10 protein-coding genes are annotated in these 18,155 nt (G+C 43.4%); 1 reads left to right on the forward strand and 9 read right to left on the reverse strand.

All coding sequences use genetic code 11. The features are described 5' to 3' along the window. Window positions 1-34: 34 nt before the first annotated feature. The 5 genes from M2448_RS16405 to M2448_RS16425 form a co-directional block, all read right to left on the reverse strand. A complete protein-coding gene (locus M2448_RS16405; RefSeq protein ID WP_280647660.1) occupies window positions 35-2,035 on the reverse strand; it encodes a glycoside hydrolase family 97 protein in 2,001 nt (666 codons plus the stop codon). A gap of 77 nt (window positions 2,036-2,112) precedes the next feature. Further along, window positions 2,113-3,633: a RagB/SusD family nutrient uptake outer membrane protein gene (locus M2448_RS16410; protein WP_280647661.1), complete on the reverse strand. Its 1,521-nt coding sequence runs from the start codon at window positions 3,631-3,633 to the stop codon at window positions 2,113-2,115. Window positions 3,634-3,654: 21 nt separating this feature from the next. Next, window positions 3,655-6,621 (reverse strand): TonB-dependent receptor, encoded by a 2,967-nt coding sequence (locus M2448_RS16415; protein ID WP_280647662.1) that lies wholly within the window; start codon window positions 6,619-6,621, stop codon window positions 3,655-3,657. Window positions 6,622-6,664: 43 nt separating this feature from the next. Then, window positions 6,665-6,793 (reverse strand): hypothetical protein, encoded by a 129-nt coding sequence (locus M2448_RS16420; RefSeq protein ID WP_280647663.1) that lies wholly within the window; start codon window positions 6,791-6,793, stop codon window positions 6,665-6,667. Between the two features lie 279 nt (window positions 6,794-7,072). Further along, window positions 7,073-8,695: a DUF6377 domain-containing protein gene (locus M2448_RS16425; RefSeq protein ID WP_280647664.1), complete on the reverse strand. Its 1,623-nt coding sequence runs from the start codon at window positions 8,693-8,695 to the stop codon at window positions 7,073-7,075. 417 nt (window positions 8,696-9,112) lie between these two features. Here M2448_RS16425 and rpiA point away from each other — a divergent pair, with 417 nt between their 5' ends. Then, window positions 9,113-9,811, forward strand: coding sequence for a ribose 5-phosphate isomerase A (rpiA, locus tag M2448_RS16430; RefSeq protein WP_280647665.1), 699 nt, complete (start codon window positions 9,113-9,115; stop codon window positions 9,809-9,811). Window positions 9,812-9,889: 78 nt separating this feature from the next. On the opposite strand, the gene M2448_RS16435 is transcribed toward rpiA, so the two are convergent. The 4 genes from M2448_RS16435 to M2448_RS16450 all read right to left on the reverse strand — a co-directional run bounded on the left by M2448_RS16435 (window position 9,890) and on the right by M2448_RS16450 (window position 17,977). Beyond that, a complete protein-coding gene (locus M2448_RS16435) occupies window positions 9,890-11,890 on the reverse strand; it encodes a glycoside hydrolase family 97 protein (protein WP_280647666.1) in 2,001 nt (666 codons plus the stop codon). 19 nt (window positions 11,891-11,909) lie between these two features. Continuing rightward, on the reverse strand, window positions 11,910-15,359 hold the full coding sequence (locus M2448_RS16440; protein WP_280647667.1) for a glycoside hydrolase family 2 TIM barrel-domain containing protein: 3,450 nt from the start codon (window positions 15,357-15,359) through the stop codon (window positions 11,910-11,912). Window positions 15,360-15,449: 90 nt separating this feature from the next. Continuing rightward, the gene (locus M2448_RS16445) at window positions 15,450-16,859 is read right to left on the reverse strand and encodes a Gfo/Idh/MocA family oxidoreductase (RefSeq protein ID WP_280647681.1); all 1,410 of its coding nucleotides are present in this window, start codon (window positions 16,857-16,859) and stop codon (window positions 15,450-15,452) included. Window positions 16,860-16,879: 20 nt separating this feature from the next. Further along, window positions 16,880-17,977, reverse strand: coding sequence for an aminoglycoside phosphotransferase family protein (locus M2448_RS16450; protein WP_280647668.1), 1,098 nt, complete (start codon window positions 17,975-17,977; stop codon window positions 16,880-16,882). Window positions 17,978-18,155: the final 178 nt, after the last annotated feature.

Genomic DNA, 18,155 nt, shown 5'->3' on the forward strand with positions numbered 1-18,155 from the left:
TTTGCACAGCCCGTTTCAGCACTTTATAACTCAATTATTGCTTCGTCAGGATTATCGCTGTTCCCCCGCTTGTAGCAAGGTTCAGATCGATAACCGTATCGGAAGTCACATTCATTTCTTCAATAGCTACAGGATACGGATTCGACTTGTATTCGACTCCTTCCCCGTCTTTGAATATTCTGGCTTTATATTTTGCACCCTTATCAAGGAATGAGAGCGGTAATGTCAGCTTACGGCTGTCAGCATTGGTAATGCTGCCTACATACCAATTTTCGCTATTTCTATCCTTACGGGCGATAGTCACATATTCGCCTATCTTCGCATCAGGTACTACTGTTTTAGACCAATTAGCAGGGCATGAAGTGATGAACTCAAAAGCCGGATTGTTCTCATAGTTCTCTATCATATCCGAAGCCATCTGCAACGGGCTGTAGATCACTACAGACAATGCAAGTTGCTTAGCCAAAGTAGTCTGTACACGCGTATTCGGATATACAGGATTTGTAAAGTTGAATGTTCCCGGCGTGAAATCTATAGGGCCGGCCAGTCCTCTTGTAAATGGAATGATGGTAGTATGTTCCGGCGGATTTCCTCCGTCTCTCGACCACGCGTCATACTCCTGCCCTCTGACACCTTCCTGTGTCATCAGATTTGGCCATGTACGCTGTAAGCCCGTAGGCATCACCGGTTCATGGTTGTCTATCATTACATGGTATTTCGCTGCTGTCTCTATCACCTTGCGGTAATGCCGTACTCCATACTGACTGCTATGTCTTTCTTTTCCATCAAGCAACGGGCTTACATATCCTGTCTTCACAGCATCTACACCATATTTCTGATAGAAAGCAAAAGCACTGTCGAGTTGTCTCTCATAGTTCAGCGTAGAGCCTCCCGTCTCGTGATGACCTACAAGTTTCACATTCTTCATGGCAGCATACTTGGTTATCTCTTCTATATCGAAATCGGAATACGGCTTGGTGAAGCTGAATTTGTCTCCTTCCTTCGTCCAGTCATTCTGCCAGCCATCGTTCCAGCCTTCCACCAGCACACCGGAGAAACCATGCTCTGCGGCAAAGTCGATATAGCGTTTTGTATTCTCAGTAGTTGCACCATGCTTCGGTCCCTGATACCATGTATATTTTTCCATGTGCATTCCCCACCAGATACCAATATAGCGACCGGGTTTGATCCACGACGTATCGGTTATCTTACATGGCTCGTTCAGGTTCAGCATCAGACGCGAAAGCATCAGATCACCCGGAGTAGCTGCTATGATAATAGTACGCCAAGGAGTAACTCCCGGAGCGTTCATATATACCTTCTCACCTGTAGACCAAGGGGTAAGATCGGCTTTCAACACAGAAGTCTTATTCTTCGGCAGCAGATTCATTGCTGCATAGTCGGTAAGATTGGCTTCGTGTATAGTCAGATACATGCCGTCTTTGGTTTCCATTGTCAACGGAGTGCATACAGTATCCAGTTCATTCACTGGAATTGTTCTGTACAACCCTTCGTAGTATTCGGTATGATATGCCGGTATAGACCATGATTTATGACTGTCTGCCAATGCAAACTCGGTCAACTCATCCATAATGACAAAGTCTTTCAGGTTCTCCTGCTCCGGAAATTCATAGCGGAACCCCACACCATCGTCAAATACTCTGAATACGACAGTAAATTTACGTTTGAGCCCGTCTTTCTCGGCAACATCTACTGCCAGTTGATTGTACTTGTTAACAACAGAAGTCTCCTCACCCCATACCTGATCCCAAGTCTCTTCGAAGGAGGTTGTTTTTATATTGGTGATGTCAAGGTTCTTATCGAAGTCCGAGTCTTTCAGCACAAAGCCCAGAAAAGACTTGTCCAAAATGACCTTATCATTCTTATTAACCGTATAGAACAATCTGCCGTCCTCTGCTCCCACTTCTACACGAATGCTGCCGTCGGGCGATGACACAACCGGCTGTTGGGGCGGTGTACTGCATGCCGTAAGACAGATGAGAACGAGAAGTAATAGTTTTGATACTTGTTTCATTATTTTCTTGCCGTTTAAGTTTTCAAAAAAGAGTACGGTCACAGGATCGTCCCATGATCCGTACTCAACCTTAAAGTCTAGTAACCCGGATTTTGTTTCAAGTTAGGATTCAGCTGCATTTGCGATGCAGGAATCGGATATAAGCCTCTTGTCTTATCAGAAGCTTCTTTTTGCCACCAAGCCTCGAAGAATGTACCGAAGCGTATGTTTACCGTACGACGCAGCCCTTCGAATACAAATTCGTGTCTCCACTCGGTATCCAGTGCCTCAAGCGTAAGTGTACCTAAGTCACTCAGACCTGCTCTACCTCTCAGCTCGTTCACCAATGGAAGTGCTTCGGATGCCTTTCCTGCACGGAAAAGAGCTTCAGCTTTTGACATTACTACTTCGGCGTAGCGGATCAGTACAAGGTCGTTGTCGCGCTCCCACTGGTCGTCTGCTCTTACTTCATATTTGTGTAAGCGGGCGCCTTCATTTTGCGGTGACTCAAGGAATGTCGTGATCTCTTCTGTATAGTCGAGCGGCATTCCGTTTGCCATTTTAATAACTTCACCTGTCGACAGGCTGATCTGAGGGCCGATAAGTAACGAGTTGCGGCGAACATCATTCGCATCGAACGATGAATATAGTCCCGGCTGTGCACAGATACCGTTTCCACACCAAGGATAAGAACCAGAAAGAGAGAAAGCATATTTCTGCTCATAGTGGTATGTCATCGAAGCAAGGTAATTACCTACAGTACCCGACTTGTGATCGTAAGGCACAGAGAAGATAATTTCATTAGATATCTCATTGTTGGTCTTGAAGCTCTGGAAGTAATTGTCTTCTATGATATAGCCCGATACTTTATCGCAGGCATCTATACAATCCTGCCAACGGGCTGTTCCTGTATATACTTCTGCATTCAGGTACAAGCGTGCAAGCAAGCTATAAGCCACACCACGTGTAAATTTGCTGTAAGTTTTCTCAGCAGGCAGAACATCTGCAATAGCTTTAAGCTCATCCTCTACAAACTTGAATACCTCAGCACGTGATGCATTTGTCGGATATTCAGCATCTTTTTTAAACTCGGTTACAAGAGGTACATTCCCGAACTGATCTAACAACAACGAATAGTAATATGCACGTAACCCTCTGAGTTCGGCATCCGCCTTTTTGCGGGCAGCTTCTCCCATAGCCGATTCGTTTACCTGAGCTATAACGGAGTTGATCGTTGCTATACCCTGATAGCAATACTTCCAGTTAGCAGAGAACAATACGTTGTTCGGCGTCCATGTATGGTGCTGCAATTCGCGGTATCTGCCACCGTCGCCCCAGTCGCCGCCTACACGGGTAGGAATAGTGGCTTCGTCGGAAACACACTCGTTGACAAAGAATACGAACTCACCTGTCGGATAGCAGTTTGTGCCGCCTTTGTCGGCATCGCTGAATCCTCTTAATGTAGTATAAGCTCCTGAGATTACAGGTTGCATCTCTTTTTCCGATTTACCGGTACCGTCCATCGGTTTCTTATCGTATACCGTTTCATCCAGATCGGTACAGGAAGAGACTGTTAATAAGGCTGCTAGTGCCAGTAATGATAATATTTTGGTCTTCATATTTTTATTGTTTTTCAATGGTTAGAATGAAAGATTTACACCGAACGAGAATGTTGTAGGACGCGGATACGAGTCGAAACGGTCGATACCCGGAGAAGCAGTTACATCTCCATTGGAGTCCATGCGCAGGTCTGTTCTTACTTCAGGATCGATGCCTGAATATCCGGAGATCACAAACAGGTTTTCGCCTGTTACATAGAATCTGATCTTTTCAAATCCTACCTTCTTCATTTCGAAAGGCAATGTATAACCCAGTGTTATCGATTGCAGGCGGAAGAACGATCCGTTCTCGATCCAGTAGCTCGAGAATTTAGGGTCTTGCTTACTGGATATACCCGATGTAGAAAGGTCTTTAAGTATATTCTGCGATTGTACACGGCTTATATTCGACAGCGCCATTGCTGTTCCGTTCAGCACTTTCTGACCAAACATTCCGTAACCGGAAATATTCATGTCGAAATGACGGTATGCAAAGTTCATAGCGATACCCAGATTCACTTTCGGCTGTGCGCTTCCCAGATATTCGTCAACCGGATTACCGTTTGCATCCTTATTCTCAAATATATATTTACCTTCTGCATCTATACCGCTGCATTTAGGGCCGTAGAACGCTCCCAACGGATAGCCTTCCATAATGCGCTGGCTATATATTCCCGAGAAACCTTGCAAACCGTGCAGTGAACCGATTGCAAAACCGCTGGAACTGAAGCTGCTGTTTGACAGTTTAGTTATCTCCTGATCGTTGTAAGAGAATGTCATGTTAGCATCCCACGAGAAATCCTTAGTTTTGATGATATTGCTACCCAATGTCAGCTCTACTCCCTTGTTAGAGAGTGTTCCTACGTTTGCCAACATTGTATTTCTCAGGTTAGACGGTTGTGCCACAAGGTATGTCCACAAAAGGTCTTTTGTCTTTTTGCTATACAGTTCGATAGACCCTGTAACTCTGTTGAACAAAGAGAAGTCGATACCCAGATTGAATTGTTGGGTAGATTCCCATTTCAGGTCAGGGTTTGAGTTCTGTGCAGGGATGTAAGAGTTTACCCACAGACCGGTAGACGGATCCATATAAGAAGTAGTGGTAAGCAACGGCAATGATTTGTACTCGCCTATGTCTCCCTGATTACCTGTAACACCGTATCCTAAACGCAGTTTCAGATTATCGAGCCACGATGAAGTACCTTCCATGAATGATTCTTCCGATACTCTCCATGCCGCCGATACGGATGGGAACCAACCCCATTTGTTATTGTCACCGAAGCGTGATGAACCATCGTTACGAACTGTAGCAGTCAACATATACTTGTTCATCAGGCTATAGTTTACACGTCCGAAGAACGATACTAAGTTGGCTTTTGCCCTGTAAGAAGACACGTCTCCCTGACGGATATCCGATCCTGCAGCCAGATTGTTATAAGAAAACTCGTCTGTATCGAATCCGCGACGTACCGCACCGAATCCTTCGGTCACATATTCCAGATATGAGTAACCACCCATTACATTTAGCCTGTTGTCTTTATTGATGTCCTTATCATAGGTCAGGAATGTCTCCAACTGCATATTGCGTGTCTCATCCATGTTTCTCTGTCCACGTCCTTTTTCTGTTTCCCCATCCAGTTTTGCATAGGTAGGAACATAAAAGCGTGTTTGCAAAGAGTTGTATTCGTATGATCCGTTAGCAGATGCTTTCAGTCCGTCGATGATAGTCAGTTCAATCTTACCATATCCTAACAAGCGTGTACGCGAATTAGAAGCGTTTCTGTTTACTGCGATCTCTAGTGGATTTTCTGTATTTGTTCCTGCTATCTGAGTGAAGTTTCCGTTTTCGTCATATACAGGTGTAGTCGGGTTCTGATTGGCGATACGCTCAAATACACGGTTATCGAAAGGATTCCAGTTATCGCGGCTACCGGTAACTCCGGCTTCCAGTTTCAGGCGTCTGTTCAGTCCGTACTGATGAGCCGATACGCTACCCGCAATGCGGTTCATGCTGCTTTCTTTCATTACTCCCTGACTGTTCAGATAGGTAATAGAAGCACTGTAACCACTATCCTTACCTACATTGCTGAAATAAAGATTGTGAGAATGTGTAAATGCTGTACGCTCCAATTCTTTTTGCCAATCGGTATCACCACCGTTGTCAACATAATTGGCAATGTTATTGTCTTTTACATATGATCTCCATTCGCCTGCTGTAAGGAAATCGAGATGTTTAGGCACATAACCTGCAGCAGCGTAACCGTTATACTGAATGCTGCGTGCTTCCCTGTCGCTGGAACGGCTTGTAGTGATAATGATAACACCATTGGCTCCACGCGAACCATAGATAGCTGCAGACGAAGCGTCTTTAAGGACGTCTATGGAAAGTATTTCCGAAGGCTGTACTGTATTGATGTCCACTCCCGGTATACCGTCGACAACGATGAGCGGCGAGTTGCTGGCAGCCAGTGATGTACCTCCTCTGAGACGTATAGATGCTCCGGCGGAAGGATCTCCCGAACTTTGCACTACGGACAATCCCGAGATTTTACCCTGCAACACCTGCTCGGCTGATGTAACAACGCCTTTTTTCAGGTCTTCCTGTCCCACCGAAGCGATGGAGCCTGTGAGGTCGGATTTACGCATTGTACCGTATCCGATTCCCACAATAACCGTTTCTTTAAGTGCAATTGCATTCTCGGAAAGGACAATTTTCATGTCTCTTTCGGCCGTGGCTTTTAAGGAGTTAAATCCTATGTATGAGAATTCGAGGACACTACCCGCCGGGCAGTTCAACTCAAATCTACCGTCTATGTCAGTCATTGTTCCCTGAGTGGCGTTACCTTCCACTTTTACAGTAACTCCTGTCAGAGGCTCGTTTCTTTCATCTGTTACTGTTCCCGTAACAGATATGTTTTGCGCATGCATCTGCACACTCATCCCTAAAAAGAAGAGGGCGAGGCAACAGGTGCGTATAATATGTTTATATGATATGTTATCTAATTTCATAGTTTCCATCTTTTGTTAATAATTAAATACTATTGATAATAGGTTAACTGATTAGTGCATCTGTCAATTGGACGGATACATAACCCACATTGCCGATATCGCTGCGTGCTGCAAACGATAACATGACAGTCGATAAGGGAAAGGCAATAAAATGCTTCGGTAAGACTTCCATAGGTATAAGTTTTGGTTAATAATTATATGAAGTAATTTCAATCTCGTACCAGTTATACACATCAATCAAGATTTGATTCTCATATGTACTGATGCAAATGTAGGCGGGGTAAACCGCAAGATGAAATTTCTAACGGAATATATAATGATTTTTGCACAAGGATTTCACACAAACAGCTGACAATAAACAGATTGCATATTTGCCAAAAACAGAAAAATATAACGGTAATATAACGAAAGAAAGGTTAAAAAAATGACCTCAAGTCGATGGAAAAGATAATTAATGTGGCGAAGTACGAACAGTTTTTATTTCCATTATTCTTTGTTCAAATTGTTCATTCGGAATAATGGATTTGTTCTTCACCTTTGTCTTATATGTATTGATGGTGTTCACCGAATAGTCTAGAAATTTAGCGATACGCTCGCTTTCGTATATTCCAAGACGGATAAGTGCAAATATGCGCAGTTCGGGTGTAAGTCCTTTATTTATATCGAAAACAATAACGTCTTCGGGTTTGAACAGGCTGTTATATTCTTCTATAAAGTCGGGAAAAAGCCGCAGGAATGTCTGATCGAAAGAGGAATACATATTCTCACGCTCTTTTTTCAGGTCAGATTCTTTGAGTAACGAACGTATATCATCGTACTGGCGTGCCACTATTTTACGGTCGATAGTGCGGTACAAGGTCTCGAGACGTTCTATATATTCCGATTTGCCATACAGCGTCTGCACGATATATTCGTCCTTGATCTCATTTGCCTCCATCATTTTTACATTAGCGGCTTTCAGATCCTTATTCTGTTCATATATAGTACGTCTGGCTCTTTTCAGACGTTTCACCTGCTTGTATATAATAACTGTTGCGCCCAAAAGCAGCAGGAAGAGAAATGATACTATTCCGGCAAATATCATCAGATTGTTACGCTCCTTCTCCACCATACTCAACCGTTCCTTCTCTATAATGGGCAGAATCTGGCTGATCTGCATCTTGCGCTGGCGGGCATTGTAGAAATTGGCATCTTCCATTGCTATACGCACATAGGTGTTGGCCCGGCTCATATCACCGTTTTCGTACAGAATACTTGCCAGATTCTGCAAAGCTACTGCTTCTTTAGTTGCCGACTTGATGTCGCCAATAGCTGCCTGTGCAAGATAATATATAGCTTTATCCGTATCTCCAAGTTCGGAATACATGTATCCGATGCACGATGTGCCGATAGCATATGTGTGATCGTCTATACCGGGCAGATGCAATAATGTCTGGAATGCGTCGATAGCTGCGGGAAAATTGCGCTGCTGCATCCGTTTCAGTCCTACAATATTCCATATCTCTGCCGATTCGGCAGGCAGGTAAGTAATCGCCGAATCGCAATACTGGACACCTTTCTGGATATAATCGTTACTGAAAAACTCTCCTGCACCGTAATCTGCCATATCGTAGTACAACCTTGCCAACAGAGAGTAATAGTCCATCTTGATATCTTTGGGGGCATTCTTCATATCCATTGTACCCGTGATATCGGAAGCCTCCTTGAACAATCCGGAAGATAAATAGCAAAAAGCAATCTGCTGCTTTGCTTCCATAATCTTATATGTATCGGCAAGTCTATCGGCAATATCTAATGATTTGCGGGCATACACATAAGCCGAATCGTATTTGTATGATTTGTATTCGCCAAATAATTCGGTGTACAGTGTAAATCTTTCAGAGTCACCATTGACATTAGCAACCTTCTTCCTCAGAATGTTTATCCTGTCTTCGCGCTGTCGCACATAATCGTCTATCTGCTTTACATACTTATCCAGTTCTTTCAGCGCTTCATCGACATTCTCCTGTGGCGCAGCAACAGAATTTGCAATATTAAGGATAAAAAGGAATAGTATTATAAAGATTCTTTTCATACGACTTTTTCAAACTACTAAGGTAGGAAAAACTTATTTACTTTAAATATTAAAAGTTAAAGTTTCTTTTTGGGGAAATATTTCCGGCATTTATCCGAAGGTATTTTTAACTACATGAATTATTGAAAAAGAGGTTTATCTATATGTCAGTTAGCAGTGATCAGTCAACAGTTAACAATAGAAGTGATCTTTGACAAAATATATATTTAAAGAATTTAAAGTTTAAGAGTTTAAAGATTGAAATTTCTGTCGGGTTTGTCAGGTTTTAGTTAAAATGGTATTGAATATAGGGAATGTTTCGTCCCTCAGCATGGCAGAAACAAGATAGAGTAACAGATATAAATAATAATGTCAAAAGTGTCAACTTTTCTCTAATAATTTGGCTTAACTTTGAAAGATCAAAGAAGTTGTACAAATATGGAATGGAATAATAACATCATAAACAGCCTGAAGTGGTCTGCCGAGATAATCAACAGGGAAGGCAAGGAAAAGGTAGCAGCGGAAATTGCTGCAATGATGAAAGACGGAGACATTATAGGTGTAGGTTCGGGCTCGACAGTATATGTAGCGTTGCTTGCAATAGCCAAAAGGTTGAAAAAAGAAAATCTGAACATACAGGTTATTCCTTCTTCGATGGAAATATCCATGACTTGCATTCAACTGGGAATACCACAAACAACACTTTCGGAAAAGAAACCGGACTGGACATTCGACGGAGCCGATGAGGTAGACCCTGACCGTAATCTGATCAAAGGACGGGGTGGAGCTATGTTTAAAGAAAAATTACTGATATGCAACAGTACAAAAACATATATAATCGTAGATGAGTCTAAGTTTGTAGCCCGACTGGGAGAGAAGTTCCCCGTACCGATAGAAGTATTTCCTGCCGCATTGGTTTATGCGGATCAAAGGATAAAGGAGCTGGGAGCGCGTGATGTAATATTAAGGATGGCTAAGGGGAAAGATGGCCCCATCATAACGGAGAACGGCAATTTTATACTGGATGCGTGGTTTGATGCTATTAATCCCAGTCTGGAAAGTCAAATAAAAAATGTTACGGGAGTTATCGAGAGTGGACTCTTCATAGGGTACGATGTAGGCATAATATCCATATAACACGCTGATTAACAACTATATATAAAACGGCCTCACATCTCCTGATATGAGGCCGTTTATTATCTGATTATCAGTAAATTATTGGCGTGTTATCTTTATCACATAGCCACCACCGGAAGCCATAGATATAGGGAGCTTCTTATCGGATGGGATGGTAATAACCTCCCTCTTATAATCACGAGCTACCTTATTGGCATTGACTCCATCTTTGAAGACTTCGCCCTTGAAGCTGCCCTCACCCAAGAAAGACAAGTCCAACTCCATCTTGCGAGAATCCCAGTTAGTCATTGAGCCGACGTACCATGTATCTCCTTTTTGGCGGGCAATAGTTACATATTTACCGATCTCTCCGTTCAGGGCTATTGTATTGTCCCATACAGTAGGAACGGTAGCTATAAAGCCGGTACATTCTTCTTCACGCTCATAGTTGGAAGGACTGTCGCACAGCATATTCAACGGAGACTCGAATATAACATACTCAGCCAACTGACGACAACGTGTTCCCTGGCTCATGGCTTCGGAGTACACACTGCGATAGTTTCCTTTGGTGGCATTGCGCATTGCACCCTGTGTATAGTCTATCGGGCCGGCAAGCATACGGATGAAAGGCATTGTGACATCATAAGTAACCTGATCGAGCTCGGAACCCGACCACTTCATTTGCTCCAAGCCATTCACACCTTCAAAGTTGATAACATTAGGATATGTACGTTGCAGACCTGTAGGCTTGTATGATCCGTGAAAGTCCATCAGCATCTTATACTTGGCTCCTATCTCGGCAGCACGGCGATGGAAGTCGACCATCGGCTGATCGTCCCTATCCATAAAGTCTACTTTGAAGCCTTTGATACCCATTTCGTGGTAGTGCTTGCAGATACCTTCAATGTCTTTGTTGAAAGCATAGTAGCCTGCCCAGAGGATAAGGCCAACGTTCTTCTTGTTGGCATAAGCGACCAGTTCTTTAAGGTCTATCTCAGGTACTACCTGAAGCAAGTCGGCTTGTAGGTTCACCGCCCAGCCTTCGTCAAGGATAACATACTCTATGCCATATTTGGAAGCGAAGTCTATATAATACTTGTATGTGGCATTGTTCACTCCTGTCTCGAAGTCTACTCCATAGAGGTTCCATGTATTCCACCATTCCCAAGCTACCTTACCGGGCTTTACCCACGAGTAGTCGCCTTGTGCAGGAGTAGCCAGCTTGTAGACCATGTCGCTATCAGCAAGTTCGGCATCGTTAGCCGATACAACGACTATACGCCATGGGAAACTTGTAGCTCCATCGAACTTAGCAATGTATGATTCGCGAGATTTGACAAGCCCTTGCAGCATATTGTGCCCACCTTGCTGTATGTCTTTCGGATAAGGTGCAAAGATGCCTTTCAACGAAGCGGTACCGTCTGCCGGATAGAGGAACATACCCGGATAGTTTATCAGGTCGGCTTCTGCTATGCAAACCTTCTTGCCGTTCACACCTTCTACTACCAAAGGGGATATACCAAGTCTCTTCTTATTCCATTCAGAGAGAGAGATGTGATGATACGGCTGCTCGAAAGAGTTCATATACTGGCTTTCAAGCGTACCTTCCGGCCTATTGGCATAGTTGACAAAAGCCTTACTATCGGACGGGAAGTTAAATACAGCCTGTTCATTCTCTACTACAAAAGGTTTCTTCGATGTGGATACGAAACGGTAAGCTACTCCATCATTGTAGGCTCTGAATACGATATTGTAATCGCCTTTGAACTTCAATGTGAGCTCGTTGTAGTTGTCTGCAACCTGCTTTCTCTTATATACAGGCGACTCTATCTGCTTATCTACCTTTGCTGTTGCAGAGCCTGATAATTTAGGAGCCACACCGTACGATGTACCATCAGCCAATGTCATTGACAGAGGTGATTTTGCCAGCATCAGGTCACCTTGATGTGATACTGAATACTCCACAGTTTTATCCACTACTATACTAGCCTCGAGTTTCCCATCTGGAGATTTCAGGCTAAATTGTTTCTGGGCAGTGATAGTCATTGAGCAGCATATCAGAATGCTGAGCAAAGACCAGATCAAATGGTTTCTTTTCATTCTCAGGTTATTATATCAATTAGTATTTATATCCTATCCTTTTAGCAGCTTCGGCCTGACTACCAATCGGAATAAGGGTAAAGCCCCATTTGTATTCCTTATTGGCTGCTATGCTATATTCGGGTTCTGGTCTGGCTCCCCAGCTATTGTAACCGGCTACACCGTATTGTCTCATGTCAACACAGACTTCCACAAAGTTGCGTGGCGTGATGTCTGTCTCATGTGTCTGCTTTCTCAGTACATCCTTCGCCTCTTCCGGATTTTTATTGGCTATCTCTTGCGGAGACATATTGCGCCATTGATAGTCGGCATCGGATTCCTGTGCATCAAAGTCTTCAACCGAATTGCGCAGAGCATTGAATCCTATTGTTTTATCTGCTTCGATAAGAAGACCTTTTCCTCCGGCCTGATTCAGAGCTACCCAACGTGTATCGGTATGGTGACCGTTTTCCTGAGGGCGTACATACGGATAATACATATCTTCAGCCGTAGTGGTATAAAGCCCTACAATCGTTCCTTTATGGCGATCGAGATAGTTCTCTTCAGGCCCGCGCCCAAGATATTGCACCTGACTCATTGTTGCAGGGAGGCGGAAACGCACTCCTATACGCGGCACCTCCAGCTTGGAGCTCTCTCTTCTTTGGCGATCTCTTTCAGCGCTTTCAGACTGTGTGGCTTCTTTAGCTTCAGCTGTCAACTCAGCTTTCGCTTCATCGGCAGTAGCTGCAGTGAACGTTATCTCTGCATTTACAATTCCGGACGGATACACTTTATAGTTGACAATGTAATCGTTGCCCGCCGGCAATTCATAATTGACTGATAATAATGCCAGATTGCCATCCATACGAGCGGTTGCCTTCGACACCTTGAAGTTCTTACTAGACTGTTTCCATATCTGCAAGCGCTTAGGTGCTCCGTTACCATAATCGTTATCAGTAGGCCCTCTCCAGAAGTTAGGCTGAATACCGAAACCTTCTGTGAAATACTCCTGTCCGTCTACCTTATAAGATGTAACAAGACCCTGTTTCTTATCAAATACAAAACTAACCTTTGAGGACGCTATGCTTATAGTATTACCCGACTCTGACACTTCAAGTTTCGCCCCGCTTGTATTCTTATATTCCTGCTTTCCTACTGCCAGAGGCAGCTCAAATTGGTCATACGCTATAATATGTCCTATCGGAGTCAATGGCTCAGTTGTTTTCGTTGAGACTTCGAAGTCAACAAAATATTCCATACCTGGTTTAACCTTTAAGCCCGAAGTTTGCAAGGTTACTATCGTTGAGTCCTGTGGGCTAAGAGTTAACGGCAGAGCTACCTCTTTCATCACCTTCCCGTTCTCCAGTATCTTGTACTTCACATTATATGCTGACAAATCAGAGAAGTAGAAACGGTTCTTGATCTTCACCTGTCCTTTGTTCAGGTCTCCGGCCTCAAAGCCTACATTCTGATGTACATATTTCACTTCTGCCATTGCCGGGTGAGGGCTTTGATCGGGATTGACAATACCATCGGCCACAAAGTTACCGTCTGACGGCTGGTCTTTGCCGAAGTCGCCTCCATAAGCCCAATAATCTTTACCATCCTTATTTTTGATCTTAACGGCATGGTCTATCCATTCCCAGATATATCCTCCCTGTAGGTTCGGGTATCTGTAGACTTGTACCCATTGGTCGTACAGGTTTCCGGAAGAGTTGCCCATAGCATGGGAATATTCGGAAGGAACATACGGGCGGTTATCTGAATTATCGTGATAGCGTCCGTTCTTACCATAATACTCGAATGATTTAGCTGACGGATACTGAGGTACGATCATGTCGGTATTCCAGTCTTCCAGCGCCCTTTCATAATTTACCGGACGTGCCATCAGATCTTTATCCAGTTCTTTCAATAGTGCGTAAGCGTTATAGAAGTTAAATCCGTTTCCGGCCTCATTTCCCATCGACCAGATGGTCAGGGACGCATAGTTCTTGTTGCGTTCAAACATATTGCGGATACGGGACAGATGGCTTTCCAGATAGTCGGGATTGTGTCCCAAAGTACCCCTCTTCTTTCCATCCAGATGTCCTACAGAGCCTTTACGCATATCGTCCTGATAGATGGTATAGTACATACCATGCGACTCTATATTGGCTTCATCATATACATAGATACCATATTCGTCACACATTTCGTAAAACTTACGATCTTGCGGATAGTGGCTCAGACGTACCGAGTTGATGTTATTAAGTCTCATCAGTTCGAAGTTGCGACGCATATTTTCCGGAGTAAGGTAATGTCCGGTCTCTACGGTCTCATGTATATTAGTCCCTTTCAACTTGATAGGCTGACCATTTACAAAGAACAGCCTGAGTGGCTTCTTATTTACGATTATGTCTGTATTCTTCATCTCTATCTTACGGAATCCAACCTTAAACGGAACAACTTCAACTGTCTTTCCTCCGTCTTCTACCGACATAGTCAATCGATAAAGGTTCGGGGACTCGGAAGTCCATGTAGAGACACTGTTTATAGTGGCATCAAAATCAGCTGTAGCCAAACTATTCGCCTTTACTCCAACTGATTTAGAGCCTGATGCGACTGCCTTACCCTTCTGGTCGATAAGCTCATATTTTACTGTTATGTTTTTATCAGTACTGTTTGTATTCTTGAGGTCTATCCCCAGTTTGAACAGGCCATCTTTATAGGCATCATTCAATGTAGAAACCACCCTGAAATCTTTGATAGCCGCTTTAGGCTGAGACCAGATGAAGATATCCCGTTCTATCCCACTCATGCGCAGAAAGTCCTGGCACTCGAGCCATGAACCTGTACTCCAACGGAATATCTTAAGCGTAAGCACATTCTTTCCTGCATTCAGATACGGATTGATCAGAAATTCGGCAGGGTCTTTAGAGTCTTCACTATAACCTACTTCTTTACCGTTCACATATACATAGACACCTGATTTGGCTCCTGCTATATGCAGGTAGATATCTCTTTGCATCCAATCAGCCGGTATATCTATATCGCGGCGATACACTCCCACCGGATTTTCTTCCGGCAATAGTGGAGGGGTCGGATTGTAGGTAGCAAATTCGTATGGCTGGTTTACATAAAAGGCTTCGCCATAACCTTGCAATTCCCAGTTGCCCGGGACTGTAATATCAGTCCAACTACTTGTACTCAGCGAAGGGTCTGTTATATTGTCGGGAAGCTTTTTGTAGCCATCCACGAAGTAGAACTTCCATGTTCCGTTCAACGGATAATAGTATCTGCTGACACTATATTCGCCATAGGCACCTTGTATAGACCTTAGTGCATCGGCAATATTTTCATAACTCATGAAGGTGGTGCGGGGAGCTTCTTTATTGACTCCAACGACACTAATATCCTGCCAATAAGGCAACTGCGATTTCACTGGAGAAACCAGTATTGCAGATAACAGGATAATAAGAAAGAGCAGTCTTTCTTTTGTAATTGTACGCATGATATTGATTGTTTTTATATGAGGTTTTATTCTATGTCAGAGGAAAACAGACAGAGAACGATGGTGCTCCCCGTCTGGTATATTGTTCTTTTATTGAGCAAACTTAAGTTCTTTCAGCTTATTCCATCCTCCACGCGTGAAATCAGGGATTTCTACAGGAGCAGAATTATTATCCAGAGAGATTTCCGTCAACGGAATCAAAGAACACCATTCTGCAAGGTCGTACACATCCATATCTAATGGAAGACCCTTTTGCAGACAGTAGATCAAACGGTAATCCATAATGAAGTCCATACCTCCGTGTCCGCCTACCTCTTCAGCTTTCTCCAACAATGTCTTTTTGTCATCAAACATAGCCTTTGATATAGGATGCTGATACTTCTTCATCATAGCTATCTTCATGTTCTCCGGCATAAAGGAGTGAGCAGTAAGGTTTTCATGATTGGTTGCTACTTCCGGATCTATCTCGCCTTTGTCCAAAGCATATCCTTCTACAGGGTATTTGTTGGCAAAGCCTTTTGTTCCGGTCAACTGATACATACGGTCGTATGGACGTGGCGATGTTATGTTATGCTCTATAAGGATCGACTTACCATTTTCGGTACGTATAAGTGTACAGGTATGGTCTCCGTTACGGAAGTCTTTCACTTCTTCACCTGTCTTTTCTTTTATATAAGCCGGATTCCCCACTGCTTTTGTATCTACGGAAACAAGGAAGTTAAGCTTATCGCCACGATGGATGTTCATAGCCTGACATACCGGTCCCAGTCCGTGAGTTGGATATACATCACCCCTGTGAGTCCTGTTATAGTCCATACGCCAGTTGTTCCAGTAATAGTTCCAATAAGGTTGCAAGCCATGAATGTATGCTCCTTCTCCGTGCATAACATCTCCGAGCAAGCCTTCCTGTACCATATTCAGGGTCGTCAGTTCAAACATATCATACACACAGTTTTCAAGCTGCATACAATGTTTACGGGTCTGCTCTGATGTATTGATCAAGTCCCATATTTCATTCATCGTCATTGCAGCAGGTACTTCTATGGCTACGTGCTTACCATCTTTCATTGCCTGTACTCCTATTACTGCATGATGGAGCCAGTCTGTTGCAATATACACAAGGTCTACATTCGGAAGGGCTGTGACTTTACGCCATATAGCAGTATCTCCATAAAATTCCTGAGCTTTAGCCAAGCCTTTTCCTTCAAGCATTTTATTGACCTTTTCGGTATTCTTTTGCTCTACATCACACAGGGCTATAACTTCCACTCCGGGTATATGCGTCATACGCTCTACAGCATCAGGGCCACGCATTCCCAATCCGATAAACGCAATACGGACTACCGGCAGTGGGTCTGTTTTCAACTCCAGCACATCCGTTTGTCCGGCAGGACGTGCGGGTATATCTGTTTTAATAACGCGGGATTGCTCCTGAGGCTTTTGATTGCAACCTACCAGAAAGATTCCGGCAATCAGCAATAGAGAAAAATGTTTTACAATGATCTTCATAGGTTTAGGTATTATTTCATGTCCTTAACTACACGGCTGACTATAGCACACATCTGATCGTAATTCTCCTCCATCGACTGGAGTAGTTTATACTGTGCATGGGTACGCACCAGATTGTGTTCTTCGTTCTTTACTTTATAATAATTGTCTCCATCGATATAATCCATCAGGAAGCGGAGTACCTGCTCGAATGTTATATATTTAGCCGAAAATGCCAGATTATCTATCTCAGACTGCGTAAGGAACGATACTGTTTCGGACAAATAACCGGTTGTATATCCTTCAAAGATATCCATCTTGATATATACATTATCCAGATTCTCATCATCTTCTTTTCCCGCATTCGTGTATGAACGGATAGCATCGCCATAGTCATTGAGCACGATACTACTAAGAACAGTATCGAGGTCTATCACACACAGTACATTACCTTGTTTGTCAAACAGGATATTGCTGATCTTAGTATCGTTGTGCGTAACCCTTGTTGGTATTTCGCCCGATTCGGCTTTAGCCCATAAGGCGATCATTTCATCGCGACGGCTCTCTATCCATTCTATCTCTTTCTGCACCTTCACTTTTCTGCCTACAGGGTCTTTTTCCAAGACATCGTCCCATTGCTGAAATCTGAACCTCATATTGTGGAATCCCGGCAGGATGTCTGCTAAAGGTTCTTTCATATCGGCAAGCATCGCCTGGAATTTCCCGATACCTTTTCCGCCCTGTGATGCAAGCTGCGGCGAATCGGCATATTCGTATGTGATGGTATCATCGATGAACAGGCAGGCAGCCCAATAATCACCATGTTCATCCTCATAATATAACTTACCGTCTACGGTAAGGGTTACGGTAAGAGCTTCACGTAACGGATCCCCCCCTTTTTCTATTATCTTCTTCTTTAAGTGTGTAGTCACCTTATGGATATTTTCCATCATAGCAGGTATGTACTTAAAGATGTTCTTATTTTTGCGTTGAAGGATGTAGTTCGGGCTATCGCCTTCTGTCTCAATAAAAAACGTGTCGTTGATAAGACCTTCTCCTAACGGACGTATTTTCTTAACGGTTCCTTCGATGGCAAAGTGTTTCTCAATGTTTACTGGTAATGAAATCATAGATTTTTAGTATATTTAGTATTAGACATTAACTTTCAGTTCGAGGTAATAACAATGTTCTTCGGTCTATATCAGGGCAAAGCAAAGATAGCAATTCCGCTCCTAATGTATGACCTTTATCAAACTAAAAATAAGTGCCTCTATATCTATACGTTTAAACTATGCTTTTATACTCAGA

The sequence above is a fragment of the Dysgonomonas sp. PF1-14 genome (assembly GCF_029892965.1).
Taxonomy (GTDB): domain Bacteria; phylum Bacteroidota; class Bacteroidia; order Bacteroidales; family Dysgonomonadaceae; genus Dysgonomonas.